This is a genomic window from Streptomyces sp. 8L, assembly GCF_020176795.1.
Classification (GTDB): Bacteria; Actinomycetota; Actinomycetes; order Streptomycetales; family Streptomycetaceae; genus Streptomyces.
In genome coordinates this window covers 1-14333 of record NZ_JAIUKE010000336.1, presented here as the reverse complement: position 1 = coordinate 14333, position 14333 = coordinate 1, and the positions used below count along the sequence as shown (strand labels likewise).

Annotated in this window: 16 protein-coding genes and 1 tRNA gene; 6 read left to right on the top strand and 11 right to left on the bottom strand. The window is 72.4% G+C overall.

Annotation, left to right across the window (positions count from 1 at the left end; genetic code table 11):
• Positions 1-5: 5 nt before the first annotated feature.
• Positions 6-79 (bottom strand) — tRNA-Pro (locus tag LCE31_RS25345).
• Positions 80-147: 68 nt separating this feature from the next.
• Here LCE31_RS25345 and LCE31_RS25340 point away from each other — a divergent pair.
• The gene (locus LCE31_RS25340; RefSeq protein WP_225017966.1) at positions 148-702 is read left to right on the top strand and encodes a DUF309 domain-containing protein; all 555 of its coding nucleotides are present in this window, start codon (positions 148-150) and stop codon (positions 700-702) included.
• Positions 703-732: 30 nt separating this feature from the next.
• On the opposite strand, the gene LCE31_RS25335 is transcribed toward LCE31_RS25340, so the two are convergent.
• From LCE31_RS25335 to LCE31_RS25325, 3 genes are read right to left on the bottom strand one after another with little or no spacing between them, the layout of a single operon-like run.
• On the bottom strand, positions 733-1368 hold the full coding sequence (locus tag LCE31_RS25335; RefSeq protein WP_225017964.1) for a LutC/YkgG family protein: 636 nt from the start codon (positions 1366-1368) through the stop codon (positions 733-735).
• The gene (locus LCE31_RS25330) at positions 1365-2825 is read right to left on the bottom strand and encodes a LutB/LldF family L-lactate oxidation iron-sulfur protein (RefSeq protein ID WP_225017962.1); all 1461 of its coding nucleotides are present in this window, start codon (positions 2823-2825) and stop codon (positions 1365-1367) included. The genes LCE31_RS25335 and LCE31_RS25330 overlap by 4 nt, the downstream gene beginning before the upstream one ends.
• Positions 2822-3541 carry a (Fe-S)-binding protein gene (locus LCE31_RS25325; protein WP_225017960.1) on the bottom strand — a complete coding sequence of 240 codons (720 nt, stop codon included), beginning with the start codon at positions 3539-3541 and terminating at the stop codon, positions 2822-2824. The genes LCE31_RS25330 and LCE31_RS25325 overlap by 4 nt, the downstream gene beginning before the upstream one ends.
• Positions 3542-3835: 294 nt before the next feature.
• On the opposite strand from LCE31_RS25325, the gene LCE31_RS25320 reads away from it, so the two are divergent.
• Both LCE31_RS25320 and LCE31_RS25315 read left to right on the top strand, forming a co-directional pair.
• On the top strand, positions 3836-4075 hold the full coding sequence (locus tag LCE31_RS25320) for a DUF5133 domain-containing protein (RefSeq protein ID WP_225017969.1): 240 nt from the start codon (positions 3836-3838) through the stop codon (positions 4073-4075).
• A gap of 77 nt (positions 4076-4152) precedes the next feature.
• Complete coding sequence (locus LCE31_RS25315; RefSeq protein ID WP_225017958.1) at positions 4153-4620, top strand: MarR family winged helix-turn-helix transcriptional regulator; 468 nt, start codon at positions 4153-4155, stop codon at positions 4618-4620.
• Here LCE31_RS25315 and LCE31_RS25310 read toward each other — a convergent pair.
• Together LCE31_RS25310 and LCE31_RS25305 are read right to left on the bottom strand one after the other, a co-directional pair.
• The gene (locus LCE31_RS25310) at positions 4594-4995 is read right to left on the bottom strand and encodes an STAS domain-containing protein (protein WP_225017956.1); all 402 of its coding nucleotides are present in this window, start codon (positions 4993-4995) and stop codon (positions 4594-4596) included. The two genes, LCE31_RS25315 and LCE31_RS25310, sit on opposite strands and share 27 nt — an antisense overlap.
• Positions 4996-5162: 167 nt before the next feature.
• Entirely contained in the window at positions 5163-5678 is a 516-nt protein-coding gene (locus LCE31_RS25305) for a MarR family winged helix-turn-helix transcriptional regulator (RefSeq protein ID WP_225017954.1), read from the bottom strand.
• Between the two features lie 92 nt (positions 5679-5770).
• On the opposite strand from LCE31_RS25305, the gene LCE31_RS25300 reads away from it, so the two are divergent.
• On the top strand, positions 5771-6922 hold the full coding sequence (locus LCE31_RS25300; protein ID WP_225017952.1) for a PP2C family protein-serine/threonine phosphatase: 1152 nt from the start codon (positions 5771-5773) through the stop codon (positions 6920-6922).
• 158 nt (positions 6923-7080) lie between these two features.
• On the opposite strand, the gene LCE31_RS25295 is transcribed toward LCE31_RS25300, so the two are convergent.
• The 4 genes from LCE31_RS25295 to LCE31_RS25280 all read right to left on the bottom strand — a co-directional run bounded on the left by LCE31_RS25295 (position 7081) and on the right by LCE31_RS25280 (position 10982).
• Positions 7081-7524 (bottom strand): ATP-binding protein, encoded by a 444-nt coding sequence (locus LCE31_RS25295; RefSeq protein ID WP_374118553.1) that lies wholly within the window; start codon positions 7522-7524, stop codon positions 7081-7083.
• A gap of 133 nt (positions 7525-7657) precedes the next feature.
• Positions 7658-8107, bottom strand: a complete 450-nt coding sequence (locus LCE31_RS25290) for a response regulator (RefSeq protein WP_225017950.1) — start codon at positions 8105-8107, stop codon at positions 7658-7660.
• Complete coding sequence (locus tag LCE31_RS25285; protein ID WP_225017948.1) at positions 8104-9741, bottom strand: sensor histidine kinase; 1638 nt, start codon at positions 9739-9741, stop codon at positions 8104-8106. The genes LCE31_RS25290 and LCE31_RS25285 overlap by 4 nt, the downstream gene beginning before the upstream one ends.
• Positions 9738-10982: a PP2C family protein-serine/threonine phosphatase gene (locus tag LCE31_RS25280; protein ID WP_263632270.1), complete on the bottom strand. Its 1245-nt coding sequence runs from the start codon at positions 10980-10982 to the stop codon at positions 9738-9740. Before LCE31_RS25280 ends, LCE31_RS25285 begins: the two co-directional genes overlap by 4 nt.
• 293 nt (positions 10983-11275) lie before the next feature.
• On the opposite strand from LCE31_RS25280, the gene LCE31_RS25275 reads away from it, so the two are divergent.
• Both LCE31_RS25275 and LCE31_RS25270 read left to right on the top strand, forming a co-directional pair.
• Positions 11276-11668 carry an ATP-binding protein gene (locus LCE31_RS25275; protein WP_225017944.1) on the top strand — a complete coding sequence of 131 codons (393 nt, stop codon included), beginning with the start codon at positions 11276-11278 and terminating at the stop codon, positions 11666-11668.
• Positions 11669-12300: 632 nt separating this feature from the next.
• Positions 12301-13122, top strand: coding sequence for an MmyB family transcriptional regulator (locus LCE31_RS25270; protein ID WP_225017942.1), 822 nt, complete (start codon positions 12301-12303; stop codon positions 13120-13122).
• Positions 13123-13171: 49 nt separating this feature from the next.
• On the opposite strand, the gene LCE31_RS25265 is transcribed toward LCE31_RS25270, so the two are convergent.
• Positions 13172-14251, bottom strand: a complete 1080-nt coding sequence (locus tag LCE31_RS25265) for a transporter substrate-binding domain-containing protein (RefSeq protein ID WP_225017941.1) — start codon at positions 14249-14251, stop codon at positions 13172-13174.
• Positions 14252-14333 lie beyond the last annotated feature (82 nt).

Sequence of the window (14333 nt, the reverse complement as noted above, 5' to 3'; positions counted from 1 at the left end):
TCCAGTCGGGACGACAGGATTTGAACCTGCGACCCCTTGACCCCCAGTCAAGTGCGCTACCAAGCTGCGCCACGTCCCGTCGCGTGATCACGCGGAGCCAACCATACCGTACTTCCCGAGTGCCCAGGCCACGGGGACAATCGGGGTATGGCGAAGAGCGAGCGGGACGGCGGCGAGGACCCGGGCGGCACGGGCCGCGGCGGGGCGGGCCGGGACGGCGGGGCCGCGGGGAGCAGGGACCGGGACGCCGAGGGCCGGGCCCGCAGCGCTCGCCCGCGGGACGGGCTCGGCAGGCCGCTGCCGTACGGGGCGCCCGGTGTGGAGCGGCAGCCGGAGGGTGTGGTGCGGGCGCCCGGGGAGAGCGTCGCCGAGGCGCAGCGGCTGCTGGACGCGGGCATGCCGTTCCACGCGCACGAGGTGTTCGAGGACGCGTGGAAGTCGGGCCCCGCGGAAGAGCGGGCCCTGTGGCGGGGGCTCGCCCAGCTGGCGGTGGGGCTGACGCACGCCGCGCGCGGCAACGCGAAGGGCGCGCGGCGGCTGCTGCTGCGTGGCGCCGGGGCGGTGGAGGGCGCGGCGCAGGGCCGAGTGCACGGGCTCGACCGGCCGGGGATCGTGGCGTGGGCGCGCGCGCTCGCCGCCCGGGTCGCCGCGGGCGGCGAGGTGGCCGACCCGGCGGCGGAGGCGCCCCGGCTGCGCGGCTGAGCCCGCCGCCGGGGCCGCGGGCGGGCCGGGTCAGCTCTCGACCAGGATCACTTCCAGGGTTCGGGGGCCGTGCACGCCCTCGACCCGGTCGAGTTCGATGTCGCTGGTCGCGGACGGCCCGGAGATCCAGGTGAGCGGCCGGGCCGGGTCGATGCGCGGCATCGCCTGCGGAACGCCGCCGACGACCTGTTCTGGCACGCGGACGACGCAGATGTGGTGGTCGGGCACCAGTGTGATGCGGCGCCTGCCCTGGTCGGGTCCCGCGTCCAGGACGATGGTGCCGGTCTCGGCGATCGCCAGGGCGCATCCGGTGACGACGGAGTCCACGGCGTCGAGTTCGGCCGGGGTCGCCGCGGGACGGTCGGGCACCTGGGTGACGTCGCTCCGCGTGAGCCAGGCCTCGGGCAGAGCGGGCGGCACGGCCACCGAGGTGCTGCCGTGCTCGGTGAGCAGGCGCGCGACGAGGGCGGGCAGCCCGGCGGTGTCGCAGCGGTGCACGACCGCGCGGTAGTCCGCGAGGTTCTCGGCGAGCAGGTCGACCTCGCGTCCCTCGGGCGTGTGCGTCTCGCGGTACGCGCGCTCCGGCTCCGGCGCCTCGGGCGCCTGGGCGACGGCCGCGCGCACGCGGGCGAGAATCCGTGTCCTGGCGTGCGGGGCGGAGCTCATGATCCGCCGTCCTTCCTGGTGCCGGGGCGGGCGGCACCGTTGGTGCGGTTCTTGCGCCACCAGTCGCGGAACGACTCGGGCGGCAGCTCGGGCAGGTCGCGGCTGTTGGTCCAGGCCCCGGCGCCGGGGATCTTCGCGGGGTGCAGCCGCCGGGTCGCCGTGGCGGCCCGCTCCCCCGCCGCCAGCACACCGGGGTGTTCGAAGACCCAGGTGGCGGCCTTGATCGCGGAACGCTCCAGGAAGTGGCCCTTGCCGCCCTGGTGGGCGACCCGGTCCCGCAGGTGGACCAGCACCTCGGGGATGTCGATCGCCACGGGGCAGACCTCGTAGCACGCGCCGCACAGCGAGGAGGCGTACGGCAGGGACGCGTCGATCTCGCTCTGCGTGCCGCGCAGTTGGGGGCTGAGGATCGCGCCGATGGGTCCGGGGTAGACCGATCCGTAGGCGTGTCCTCCGGCGCGCTCGTAGACCGGGCAGACGTTGAGGCAGGCGGAGCAGCGGATGCAGCGCAGCGCCTGCCTGCCGACCTCGTCGGCGAGGGTGTCGGTGCGGCCGTTGTCTAGCAGGACCAGGTGGAAGGCCTTGGGGCCGTCGCCGTCGGTGGTGCCGGTCCACATCGTCGTGTACGGGTTCATCCGCTCGGCGGTGGACGAGCGGGGCAGCGTCTGGAGGAAGACCTCCAGATCGCGCCAGGTCGGTACGACCTTCTCGATGCCGACGACGGAGATCAGCGTCTCGGGCAGGGTCAGGCACATCCGGCCGTTGCCCTCGGACTCGAAGACGGCCAGGGTGCCGGTCTCGGCGACCATGAAGTTGGCGCCCGAGATGCCGACCTTGGCCCGCAGGAACTTCTCCCGCAGGTGCAGCCGCGCCGCCTCGGCCAGTTCGCTCGGCGCGTCGGAGAGGTCGTCGGGGGCGGCCTTGCCCCACTGGCCCATGCGGCTGGTGAATATCTCCTTGATCTCGCCGCGGTTGCGGTGGATGGCCGGCACCAGGATGTGCGAGGGGCGGTCGTCGCCGAGCTGCACGATCAGCTCCGCGAGGTCGGTCTCGTACGCGGAGATGCCCTCGGCGGCGAGCGCCTCGTTCAGTCCGATCTCCTGGGTGGCCATCGACTTGACCTTGACGACCTCGCTCTCGCCCGTGGCCTTCACCAGGTCGGCGACGATGCGGTTGGCCTCCTGGGCGTCGGTGGCCCAGTGCACCACGCCGCCCGCGGCCGTGACCGCCTCCTCCAGCTGCACCAGGTAGCGGTCCAGGTGGCGCAGCGTGTGGTCCTTGATCTGCTTGCCGGCCTCCCGCAGCCGCGCCCAGTCGTCCAGTTCGGCGACGGCCTTGGCCCGCTTGTCGCGGATCGTGTGGGTGGCGTGGCGCAGGTTGCCGCGGAGTGTCTCGTTGGCGAGCGCGTCCTTCGCCGCCGTGGGGAACGCGGGCATCCCGAGATACGTGCCGCTCATGACCAGGGCTCCTCTTGGGTCGACGCGAGGATCTCCGCGATGTGCAGGGGGCGTACCGGGGCGCCCTCGCGGCCGAGCACACCGCCGATGTGCATCAAACAGGAGTTGTCGGCGCCGCACAGCACCTCGGCACCGGTGGAGACCGCGTTCTTGACCTTGTCCCGTCCCATGGCCGCCGACACGTCGGCGTTCTTGACCGCGAAGGTCCCGCCGAAGCCGCAGCACTCCTCCGCGCCGGGCAGCTCGCGCAGTTCGATGCCTTTGACGGCGCTGAGCAGCTGGTGCGGGCGCGTGCCGAGGCCGAGGAGGCGCAGTCCGTGACAGGAGGGGTGGTAGGTGACGGAGTGCGGGAAGTACGCGCCGACGTCGGTCACGCCGAGGACGTCCACCAGGAACTCCGTGAGCTCATACATCCGAGGTGCGAACGCGGTGGCCGCGCTGTCCCCCATCGTCGGGTAGTGGTTTCTGACCATCGCGGCGCAGGAGCCGGACGGGGTCACCACGTAGTCGTAGCCGTCGAAGACAGCCGCCGTGCGACGTGCGAGAGGCACGGTCTCCTTGCGGTATCCCGTGTTGAACTGGGGCTGCCCGCAACAGGTCTGCCCTTCGGGGAAGTCCACTTCCACCCCGAGGCGTTCCAGGAGCCGCACGGTCGCGATGCCGGTGGCCGGATACACGGCGTCATTGACGCAGGTGACGAAGAGAGCGACACGCATGGGTCGAGCATATGTCGGCCCTGACGCGGACAGAAGGTGTCGGCCGAAGTGATGCTCCAGCAGAGATCCGATGACTGCCGAAGCCTGCCGCGCGCACCGGACAGCGCGCGTCCCGCGCGTGGCACACGGATGACGAAGCGCCCCAACGGCGGGCGCCCGGGCCCGGCCCGGTGGGCGCAGACACCGCTGTGACCGCCGCCACGCGAAGACGCCCGCATGACTCGCGCGGGAGTGGGCAGACGCCGCTCCGACGTCCGCCTGAAGGACCCCCCGAGGAGAAAGGCAGTCACTCCCGTGCTGATGGCCCACCCCACGACGCTGCGCCACCTTGTCCGGAGCTACGAGAAGGCACGGGCCGCGCACGCCCGGGCGGGAACGAAGGAGAGCGGGCGACGCCTGGAGGACGCCATGTACACCCTGTGCGTCTCGACCGGCACCAGGACGGCCGAGGACGCGCTCACCGCGGCCGGCAGACAGCTCGCGGCGGCCGAGGGGGCCGCGGCGGGACCCGGCGGGCTCGCCACCGCCGTCTGACCCGCCGTCAGGCACCCCCCGGGCGCCACCAGAAGCACGGTCAGCACAAGGACGCGCGGAACGAACGGACCGGGTCCATGGACGCTCCCCGCCCACAACCTCCGGCGGAAACCCTCCGCGAGGCCGCCGAGACGCTGGCGGCCTCGGCGGAGGCCGTCACCGAGATCTCCGTCGGCGCGGCGGCCGCGGTCGACCCGTGGCTGCTGCCCCACCGACTGAGAGTCCTCCGGCTCGTCGCCGACCGGCCAGGGGTCAACCTCACGGGGCTGGCCGCCGGCACCGGCATGACGCTGCCCCGGGCCAGCCGCATGTGCGCGGCGCTGGAGTCCGCCCAGCTCATCGAGCGCAGGCCGGTACGCCAGGACCGCAGAGAGATCGGCCTCGTACTGAGTGAGCGCGGCTCCGCCCTGCTCGCGGACTACCGGGCCCTGTGCACCGAGCGGATCGCCGAGATCCTGCGCGCGATGCCCGGCGAGAGCCGTACGGAGCTCCTCGAAGGCCTCAGGTCGTTCGTGTCGTCACTCGCCGACGCCGGAGACCTCTGATCCGCCCGTGGGGCCGCCGTCCGCGACGAGCGCGTCCGGCACGGACCCGTACACGCCCAGCGCCTCGCCCAGGCCGATCACCGAGAACAGCCGCTGGACGAAGGCGGACGGCCGTGCGACGCGCAGCCGGTCACCGAGTGACGCGCGCGCCTGGAGCAGCACATTCACCGTGGTCGAGTCCGCGAAGAGGACGCCGGACAGGTCGAGCACGACGGCGCCCGTGCCCGCGGCTTCCTCGGCCGCCACGGAGAGCGCGGTGGTGAGCGGGGCGACGGTGTCGAGGTCGAGTTCCCCCTCGACCACGAGTACGACGGCGGTGCCTTCACGGCGTGTCGTCAGTTCCATCGCCCTGTCGGCGCTGGGGGGAGGCAGCAAGGTGTTCCTTCGGTGGGTCGACAGCTCGGTACGAGGAACCCCACGATAGAAGCGATAGTTGTCATTTGACAACATTCTCTGGTGAGCAACAATCTGTTCACCGCCGTCGCGCGGCGACGTCGCTCCGGGAGTAACGTGCCCGTACCAGGAAGTAGGGCTGAATGAAGCTATGCGCTGTCCGCCACGTGACCTTGCCCGGCTTCGGCGGGTGCGCTGCCCAGCTCACCGAACCGCTCCCCCGCGGCGGCGCGGAAGGCCCCGAGCCCCTGCGCCAGGGCCTGGATGTCCGACGCCTCCATGCGGTCGAGCACCACCTCGACCTCACGCGCGCGAAAGGACCGGTAGTCGGCCAGGACCGTGCGGCCCCGCCTGCTCAGCCTGAGCTCGACCTCGCGCCTGCTGGTCGGGCTCGGCGAGCGGACCACGAGCCCCATGGCCTCCATGCGATCGCACAGCCTGCTCAGCGACGAGGGACGGGAACCGAGGATCTCGCTCAGGGTGCGCAGATTGGCTCCCTCGTACGCTTCGATGACCAGAAGGGCACGTAGTTGCGACGGCGAAACAGGGCCGGACGGCGCGGCCTCCTGTCCTCGGCCCCACAGCACTTCGAGCAGCTCGGAAGCGGCGCGGGCGGCCATGGCGACCTGCTCGCGCTGGTGCGGCTGAGCCGTGAAGCGGGACATCGATCCACTCTTTCATCCGGCACGGGTCTTTGTCAGCCCAGACGGAACCGCCCTGAGAAGAGAGCCTGAACAACGTGACTGTACTGGCGGACATGGAAAGCGCGGTCCGGGCAGCGGCCCCGCACGCGCTGGTGGACGTGGTGCGCGACGCGCTCGCAGCAGGGTACGGTGCCTCGGCCGTGCGGCTCCACCTCGCCGATTACGGCCTGACGGTGCTGCGCCCGGTGGGCGAGCCCACGGACGAGTCCCTGTCGCTGGACAACAGCTGGGAAGGGCGCGCCTTCGGCAGCCAGGAGCCGCTCGAACAGCGGCCGCGGCACGGCGGCGGGGTCGACCACCACCTGCCGGTCACCGTGCGCGGCGACCGGCTCGGCATCCTGACCGTACGGCTGCCGCGGGACCGCTCGACGCCCCAGACGGTGGCGGAGCTGAAGCGGGTCGCGGACCTGCTCGGCCACGAGATCCTGGTCGCGGAGCGCGACACCGACCTGTACCGGCGGGCGCGCCGCGTCAGCCGGCTGACGCTGGCCGCCGAGATGCAGTGGGAGCTGCTGCCTGCCCGGGCCTGTGAGGCACCCGAGTACGCGATCGGCGCGCAGCTGGAACCCGCGTACGCGATCCACGGCGACAACTTCGACTGGAGCGCGGACGGGAAAGGGCTGACCCTCGCCGTCACCAACGGCATGGGCGAGGGCATCCAGGCCGCGCTGCTGTCGAATCTGGCGGTCAAGGCGCTGCGCAACGCCCGCCGTGCCGGTATCGGCGTCGCGGACCAGGCGGCACTCGCCGACCAGGCGCTGTACGAGCAGCACCGGGGCGCGCTGCACGTCTCGACGCTCCTGCTCCACTTCGACCTGGCGACGGGCCGGGTGGAGGCCGTGGACGCGGGATCGCCGCAGCTGTGGCGGCGCCGCGGCAGGACGATCGAGCGGATCGACCTGGAGGCGCAGCTTCCGCTCGGCATGTTCGAGGAGTCCGACTACACGGCGCAGAAGTTCGAGGTGCGGCCCGGTGACCGGCTGCTCTTCGCCAGCGACGGGGTGTACGAGGCGGTGTCGCCCCGCGGCGGCGAGGCGTACGGAGAGCGGGCGCTGGCCCGGGCGATCAGTTCGACGGGCCTGCTGCCCGCCGCGATGGTCCCGCGTGCCGTGCTCCAGGAGCTGGCGCAGTACCGCGAGACGGAGCCGGCCGACGACGCGCTGGTGGTGTGCCTCGACTGGTTCGGCCGCGCAGAGGACCGGTAGACGGCGGACCGGTAGGCGGAGGACGGGTAAACGGCGCGAAGGCCGGGGCGTCACCGGGCGGCCCGTACGGAGCCCGGTGACGCGGTTGCGGGCGGGCGCGACTGCCGGTGAGACGGTTGCCGGCGGCGCGGTTGCCTACGGCGCGCGCCGGCCTTCCGTCAGGCGCGGGGCGGGAAGTCGAACCGGGCGGTGACGCGCTTGCCGACCGGGACGATCTCGGCGGTGACGGCGTCGCAGACGGCGCGGACGATCTCCATGCCGTGCCCGCCGAGCCGTGAGGGGTCAGGCGTGAAGTAGCGCGGCAGCGTCGTACTGCTGTCGTAGACCGTGACGGAGGCGTACCGCGAGGTGCCCTCGAGCTCGATCACGTAGGGCCCGTGGCTGTGGCGCTCCGCGTTGGTGACCAGCTCGCTGACGACGAGCAGGACGTCGTCCCCCGTGCGCTCGTCCAGCGGAGCCAGCCATTCGGCGCCGAGCTGCTGGAGGAAGCGCCCGGCGAGATCCCTCGCGGCGGCGATGCACCCGGGCTCCCCCGTGAACTCCGCGGCCATGCTCAGGCACTGCGTCGGCTGCGCGGACGGCTCCGTACGCGAAGGCAGCATGGCCTCTGCGGCGCTGGTCTGTTCGTTCATTCGCTCCTGCCCGCGCACCTGTGGGCGTCCGGGTTCCCCCGTGTCCGTCCCGGCTTATGCCCCCTCACGCGCTTCTCATGCATGCGTCCTGCGGTGACCGGGATCACGAACGGCCTGGCAGCCGCACCACGCTCACGAAGAACTCGTCGATCTGCCGGACCGCGGCGATGAACTGGTCGAGGTCGACCGGCTTGGTGACATACGCGTTCGCGTGCAGCTTGTAGCTGCGCAGGATGTCCTCCTCCGCGGAGGACGTGGTGAGGACCACGACGGGGATCAGCGCGAGCTCGGGGTCGGTCTTGATGCGTTCGAGCACCTGGCGGCCGTCGTAGCGGGGCAGATTGAGGTCGAGCAGGATCAGGTCGGGGCGCGGCGCGTCCTCGTGGGGCGGACGCCGGTAGAGGAAGTCCAGGGCCTCCTGGCCGTCGCGCACCACGTGCAGAGTGTTGTGGATCTTGTTGTCCTCGAACGCCTCGCGGGTCATCAGCTCGTCGCCCGCGTCGTCCTCGACCAGGAGTACTTCGATCGGCTGGGGCTGCGCTGGAACGGTCATGACGGTGCTCCTGGCGGGATGGTGGCGGGGACCGGGGCCGCGGGGGCCGCCGGCCGCTCGTCGGCGCGCTGGTCCGCGGACTCGGCGGGCAGGACGAAGTGGAGGGCGGTGCCGCCCGTGGGCACCGGCTCCAGCCAGATCCGGCCGCCGTGGAACTCCACGATCTTCCGGCAGAGGGCGAGCCCGATGCCGGTGCCCTCGTACTCGTCGCGGGCGTGCAGGCGCTGGAAGATGACGAAGACCTTCTCGGCGAACTCGGGGGCGACACCGATCCCGTTGTCGGTGACGCTGAAGTGCCACAGGGGGCCGTCGCCCGTGCCGGGCTCGGGGTCCTCGCGCACACAGTCGATCACGATCCGGGGGTCGCGTTCGGGGCTGCGGAACTTGACCGCGTTGCCGACGAGGTTCTGCCAGAGCATGGCGAGGGTGGTCGGGTCGCCGTGGACCTCGGGCAGCGGTGCCTCCCGTACGACCGTGACGCCGTTCTCCTCGATGACCATCGCGAGGTTGCCGAGCGCGCGGGTGAGCGTGGCGTCCAGGTCGACGGCCTGCCACGCGTCGTGGACGCGGCCCACGCGGGAGAAGGTCAGCAGGTCGTTGATCAGCACCTGCATGCGCTTCGCGCCGTCGACGGCGAAGTCGATGTACTGCTTGCCCCGGTCGTCAAGCCGCTCTCCGTACCGCTTCTCCAGGAGCTGGCAGAACGAGGCGACCTTGCGCAGCGGCTCCTGGAGGTCGTGGGAGGCGACGTACGCGAACTGCTCGAGCTCGGAGTTGGAGCGGCGCAGTTCCTCGGTCTGGTCGGCGAGCAGCGTCTCGCGCTCGTTGCCGGCCTCCAGCTCCTCGACCAGGCGGGCGCGCATGGCCTCGACCGCGGCGCCGACGGCGCGCAGATCGGACGGGCCCATGACCTCGATGCGGCTGCCGAACGCGCCGGCCCGCACCCCGTCGGAGGCGGCCCGCAGCTGGTTCAGCGGCTTGCCGACCATGAAGTGGAGGAGGAGGGCGAGGGCCGCGACCGCGACCACGAACACGGCGAGCATGGCGAGGAGGACGACCTCGCTGACCTGGCGGCTGTGGTCGAGGCGGGCCCGGGCCCGGTCCCTGGCCGCGTCGAGGTGGTCCCCCTGGGTGGCGAACAGCTTCCTGAGCCCGTCGAACTGGGTCTTGCTCGTGTTGAGCTGGGAACCGGAGGCGGTGAGCTTGCCGCCGCTGCGGACCTGGGAGATGAGCGGCCCGGCCACCTCGCGCCGCCAGTTCGCCGCGGCACGCGTGATGGCGTCGGTGTCGCCGAGCAGCTCCGGGTCGCCGGCCAGGACGTGGTGCACGGCCGCGGTGAACCGCCGCTCGTCCTTGACGCCGTCGGTGTAGGGCTGGAGGAACGAGGGGTCACCGGTCAGGGCGTAGCCCCGTACCCCGGTCTCCTGGTCGAGCAGGGACTTCTGGAGCTGGAGGACGGCGGCGCGGGCGGGCTGGATGCGGTCGGTCAGTTCGTCGCTGCGGCTGTTGGTCTGGGAGATCAGCACACCGCCGACGGCGGCGCAGCCGCACACCACGACGGCCATGGCGGCGAGGATGAGCCGGCTCCAGCCCTGGACGGACAGCTTCTCGCGGGTGAAGCGCCAGAGCCTCATCGGCTTCCTCCCCAACCGAGGTGGAGTACGGCGACATCGTCGGCGAGGCCGCCGTAGGGGGCGGCGCCGGCCGTGGCCTCGGCGACCAGTGCGTCGACGAAGTCGCGTGCGGGCAGTGTGCCGTGTGCCCTGGCGAGGCCGAGCAACCCGTCCTCGCCGAGTCGGGTGGCGGGTCCTGTGCGCCCTTCGAACAGGCCGTCGGTGAAGAGGACGACATGGCCGCCGGGCGGCAGCGGCACCGTGCTCTCGGTCCACCGGCCCGCGCCGGGGAGCAGCCCGAGCGCCATTCCGACGCGCGGCTCCACCCAGCTGACGGACGCGCCGTCACGCACGAGGAGGCCGGGGTGGCCGGCCCGGACGATCCGGACCTCGGTGCCGCCCCGCGGGAAGACGAGCGAGGTCACGGTGGCGAACACATGCTGGTCGGAGCGCTCGGCGACGAGAATCTCCTCCAGCAGCCCGGCCAGTTCGAGGGGCGGGGTGCCGCACAGGACGGCCGTGCGCCAGGCGACCCGCAGGCAGACCCCGAGGGCAGCCTCCGCCGCTCCGTGCCCCGACACGTCGCCTATGACCGCGTGCACGGTGCCGTCGGCGGTCTGCACGACGTCGTAGAAGTCACCGCTGAGAAGGGCGTGGGCGCGGCCCGGCTCGTAACGGGCGAAGGCGTGGAAGTCGTCGCCGCGCAGCAGCGGTACGGGCAGCAGCCCGCGCTCCAGGCGGGCGTTCTCACGCGCCATCAGCTCGTTCGCCCGCAGGGCCGCCGTCGCCCGCTCGACCTGCTTGCGCTGGAGGGCGTAGCGCACGGCACGGCTGAGGATCTCCGGGTCGAGCCGGTCCTTGACCAGGTAGTCCTGGGCGCCCGTGGCGACCGCCGAGAGGCCGGTGTCGCCTTCGGCCATCCCGGTCAGGACGACAATCGCCGCGTCGGGCGCGGCGCCGACGATGCGGGTGACCGCGTCGACGCCGTGCGCGTCGGGCAGGTGGAGGTCGAGCAGGACGCAGACGGGCCCGGTGGCGGCGGTGAGGTACCGCTGCGCCTCGGTGACCGTCTTGCACCAGGTGAGAGAGGATTCCAGTTCGCTGTCCGCGAGCATCTCCTCGACGAGCAGCGCGTCGCCGGGGTCATCCTCCACCAGGAGCAGAACGGCGTCCACCGCACGCCGTGCGTCGCGTGTGCCGGCCGCTGTCTCCTGGACGGGCAGCGTGCCGGACGCCACCGCGCTCACAGGTTTGGGCCGCATGGGCGGCGGGACCCCGAGGGACGACTCTGCCACGGCTCACACCCCCACTCACGATGCGATGCCCGGGTACGAGATCGCTCTCCGGCGCGACAGCATATGCGACAACGGCGCTGCTGTTTCAGGGGCCGCCGGTTACCGTACGCGGGCGGTGGGGCATATGCCCGATGCCTCGGACGGATCAGTGGCGGGCCGGACGCGTCACCTCTGGGCACAGGGGGCACACGCATCGGCATGAACAGGAGTCGCAAGCGGGGGGGTGCACCGTGATCGGCGTCGATGAGGGACCCGAGCGGGTGAGGGGCGATGACACGGCAGGGCTCGACGCCCGGCCGGCCGGGGCGGCCGAGGCGCGCGACCTCACCGCGGCCTATCTGGCGGAACGTGCGGACCGGGTGCCGGGCCGCGTGCTGGACGACGTCCTGCTCGTGGTCTCCGAGCTGGTGACGAACGCGCTGCGGCACGCGGGCGGGGTGAAACGGCTGAGTGTGGCTCTTCGCGGGGGCGGCGTCGAGGTGGCCGTCCAGGACGGCAGCGGCGACCGGCCCGTGATCCGGCGACACGGCGGGGACTGGCTGCCGGGCGGATACGGCTGGCCGATGGTGTCGCGGCTCGCCGAGGTCGCCGTGGTGCCCCTGGGGGCCGAGGGCAAGCTCGTACGGGCGATCGTGCCGGTGGGCCGCGACTGAACCGGTACGGGGCGGGCGCGGCGGGCGCCGGCGTCATGGTGCAAGGCGGTCGCGGTGGGCGCAGGCGTCATGGTGCAAGGCAGTCGCGGACGCGGGCGTCATGGGCGGACACGATGGACATGGCGGGCGCCTGGGCGTATCGGGCGGGCGCAGCGGACATGGCTGACACCGGCGTCACGGGCGGGCGCGATGGACATGGCGGGCGCCTGAGCGTCACGGACAGGCCGACGGGCGGCGGCCGAGGCGAGCGGGCAGGCGTGCGGGGACAAGGACGTACGGGAAGGGCCGAGCACCGCGGGCGAGCGGAGTCCGGCCCCTCGGGCCCTGACACCCGGGCCCAGGCCGCCGGCCGTACGGGACGGCGGCGGCGCTACCGGTCGCCACCTGGTATCGCGGCCGCCGCCGGGGCCGCGCATGAAGGGCCGGCACCGACCGCGATCCGGTGGCGCGCGCCGCGGAGGCTTCCGCCCCCCGCTTCCCCCCAGAACCGGTTCGCAGCGCGCTGTGGAAACAGCATGGCGCAGGGAGGCGCGCTTTTCTTCGTTCAGCTTCTCTTACGAAATACCGTGTGAATAATGGGGAGTCCAAGGACCCTTCCCCCCTTGCCTCTTCCCTCCGGAGGGCCACCGGACATGCACAAGAAGGCGCTCAGCGCCATGCTGCGCCAACGCCGCGCCCTGATCGCACCCGAGTCGCACGGCCTCGCCCGGCCGACGGGCCAGGGCAGGCGCGCGCCCGGCCTCTCGCAGCAGCAGGTGGACCTGCTCCTGAACCGGGCCATCCACACCTACCACCGGCTGGAGTCGGGCACGTATCACAACCCCCCGGTCAGCCTGTTGCGGGAGGTGGCACAGCTCTTCGGGTTCGACGAGCAGGAGTGGGTGTCCCTGTGCCGCTACGCGCGCGACGAGGACCCGCCCGCCCCGCTGCGGCCCTCGGCGGGCAAGGAGATCGCCGGCATGTGGCAGGAGGCCGTGGAGGGCATCCTGCATCCCGCGTACATCACGGACGCCTCCTGGGACATGCTCGCGTGCAACAGCCCGTTCGCCGAGATGCTGCCGGACGGCCGCGTGCCGCCGAACATGATGCGGTACATGCTGCTCGACCCCCGTGGGCGCGCGATCCTCAGTGACTGGGACACCGCCTGGGCGCCGCTGCTGGTCCCGCAGTTGCGGGCCGCGCTGGTGGGCCGGCCCACCGATCCCGTTCTGCGCGGGATCGAACGCGAGGTGCTGGCCGACCCGCTGGCGGGACCGCTGTACGAGGCGGGTGGCGCGGTCATCCACCCCGACGGCGACGAACGGCCCATCGACCACGTGAAACTGGGCCCCGGCTGGCTGCGGATGTGCGCGGCGCAGCCGCTGGCGTCGCCGGGGGCACGGCTCATCATCCTGATGTACCACCAGGGGCCGCGGCACGGGGTGGCACCGGCGATCCGCTCGCACGGGGCCTGAGCCCGGCGCGGGCGGCGCGCGGGGCCGCCGCTCGCACCGGGCCGTGCCCTCAGGCGTTGCCGACCGGCAGGCCCGGCGGGTTGACGCGGGAGGTCGGCACGGCCTCGTCCGCCAGGTTCCACGCCTTCAGCCAGGCCGCGTACTGGCCGTGCTGGATCAGGTAGTTCACGGCGTCGGCGAGGGGCTTGGCCAGCCCGCTGTCCTTCTTGGCCGTGGCGCAGATCAGGCCCTGGAGTGTGGAACCGGCGCCCGAGTACGTGCCCGCGCTGCGGGTGGCGTTGGGCGTCTTGGCAGTGCGGACCGTGTGGTAGGCGACGCTGGGGTTGGGGGCCAGATAGGCATCGATCCGCCCCGCGTTCAGCGCGAGATAGGTGCTGTTCGCGTCCTGGAAGTACTTGACGGTGAGGGTCGTGCCCTCGGCCTTCAACTGGTCGCGCCAGTGCAGCAGGAGCTTCTCCTGGTTGGTTCCCGCGCCGACCGCGACCGTCTTGCCGGCCAGGCTGCGGTACGTGCCGTCGAATGTCCACGGGTCGTTCTTGCGGACCTCGAAGCCGAGGTTGTCCTTGCGGTAGCAGGCGAACTCGTACTTCTGCTTGCGCTGTTCGGTGTCCGTGATGTTGGAGAAGCCGACGTCGGTGCGACCGCTGTCGATGCCGACGAAGAGGTTGTCCCAGGTCGCGTTGGCGAGTTGGGGCCGCAGGCCGAAGACGGCCGCGACGAGGCGGCCGAGGTCGGGTTCAGAACCGGTGAGGGTCTTCTGATCGTTGCCGACGAAGCCGAGGGGCGGCGAGCCGGCCGGAAGGAATCCAAGGCCGATGCCGAGTGTGCCCTTCTTCGTCAGGGACTTGGGCAACTCTGCCCGGATGGAGGCCACTTCGGGGACCTTGATGGTGGTCTGCCGGGCGGCGCCGTTGGACAGCGCGCCGACGACGACCGTGCCCTTCGCCGCGGCTGCACCGCCGGCGTCCGCCGCGGCGTCGGACGACGCGGAACCGCCGCAGGCGGCGAGGGCAGCGGCGAGCGCGGAGACAGCGGAGACGGCGACGGCGCCCCGGACGTGGCGCGCGGGGAAGGGACGCGCGGCGCGGGCACGCCCGCGGGTGAGAGGGCGGAATCGGAACGACGGCATGGGAATCCTCGGGGCGATCGGGGCGGAAGGAAGAGGCGGCAGGAGATGGGAGGAGCGCGGACGGGCGCGGTCGGGCGGGGGC

Excerpts from the sequence above, each read along its gene's own strand:
- LCE31_RS25340 (WP_225017966.1), top strand. The coding sequence starts at position 148 with ATGGCGAAGAGCGAGCGGGACGGCGGCGAGGACCCGGGCGGCACGGGC.
- LCE31_RS25330 (WP_225017962.1), bottom strand. The coding sequence starts at position 2,825 with ATGAGCGGCACGTATCTCGGGATGCCCGCGTTCCCCACGGCGGCGAAG.
- LCE31_RS25265 (WP_225017941.1), bottom strand. The coding sequence starts at position 14,251 with ATGCCGTCGTTCCGATTCCGCCCTCTCACCCGCGGGCGTGCCCGCGCC.
- LCE31_RS25295 (WP_374118553.1), bottom strand. The coding sequence starts at position 7,524 with ATGCTGCCTTCGCGTACGGAGCCGTCCGCGCAGCCGACGCAGTGCCTG.
- LCE31_RS25315 (WP_225017958.1), top strand. The coding sequence starts at position 4,153 with ATGGACGCTCCCCGCCCACAACCTCCGGCGGAAACCCTCCGCGAGGCC.
- LCE31_RS25335 (WP_225017964.1), bottom strand. The coding sequence starts at position 1,368 with ATGAGCTCCGCCCCGCACGCCAGGACACGGATTCTCGCCCGCGTGCGC.
- LCE31_RS25270 (WP_225017942.1), top strand. The coding sequence starts at position 12,301 with ATGCACAAGAAGGCGCTCAGCGCCATGCTGCGCCAACGCCGCGCCCTG.
- LCE31_RS25290 (WP_225017950.1), bottom strand. The coding sequence starts at position 8,107 with ATGACCGTTCCAGCGCAGCCCCAGCCGATCGAAGTACTCCTGGTCGAG.
- LCE31_RS25305 (WP_225017954.1), bottom strand. The coding sequence starts at position 5,678 with ATGTCCCGCTTCACGGCTCAGCCGCACCAGCGCGAGCAGGTCGCCATG.
- LCE31_RS25300 (WP_225017952.1), top strand. The coding sequence starts at position 5,771 with ATGGAAAGCGCGGTCCGGGCAGCGGCCCCGCACGCGCTGGTGGACGTG.
- LCE31_RS25280 (WP_263632270.1), bottom strand. The coding sequence starts at position 10,982 with ATGCGGCCCAAACCTGTGAGCGCGGTGGCGTCCGGCACGCTGCCCGTC.
- LCE31_RS25325 (WP_225017960.1), bottom strand. The coding sequence starts at position 3,541 with ATGCGTGTCGCTCTCTTCGTCACCTGCGTCAATGACGCCGTGTATCCG.
- LCE31_RS25285 (WP_225017948.1), bottom strand. The coding sequence starts at position 9,741 with ATGAGGCTCTGGCGCTTCACCCGCGAGAAGCTGTCCGTCCAGGGCTGG.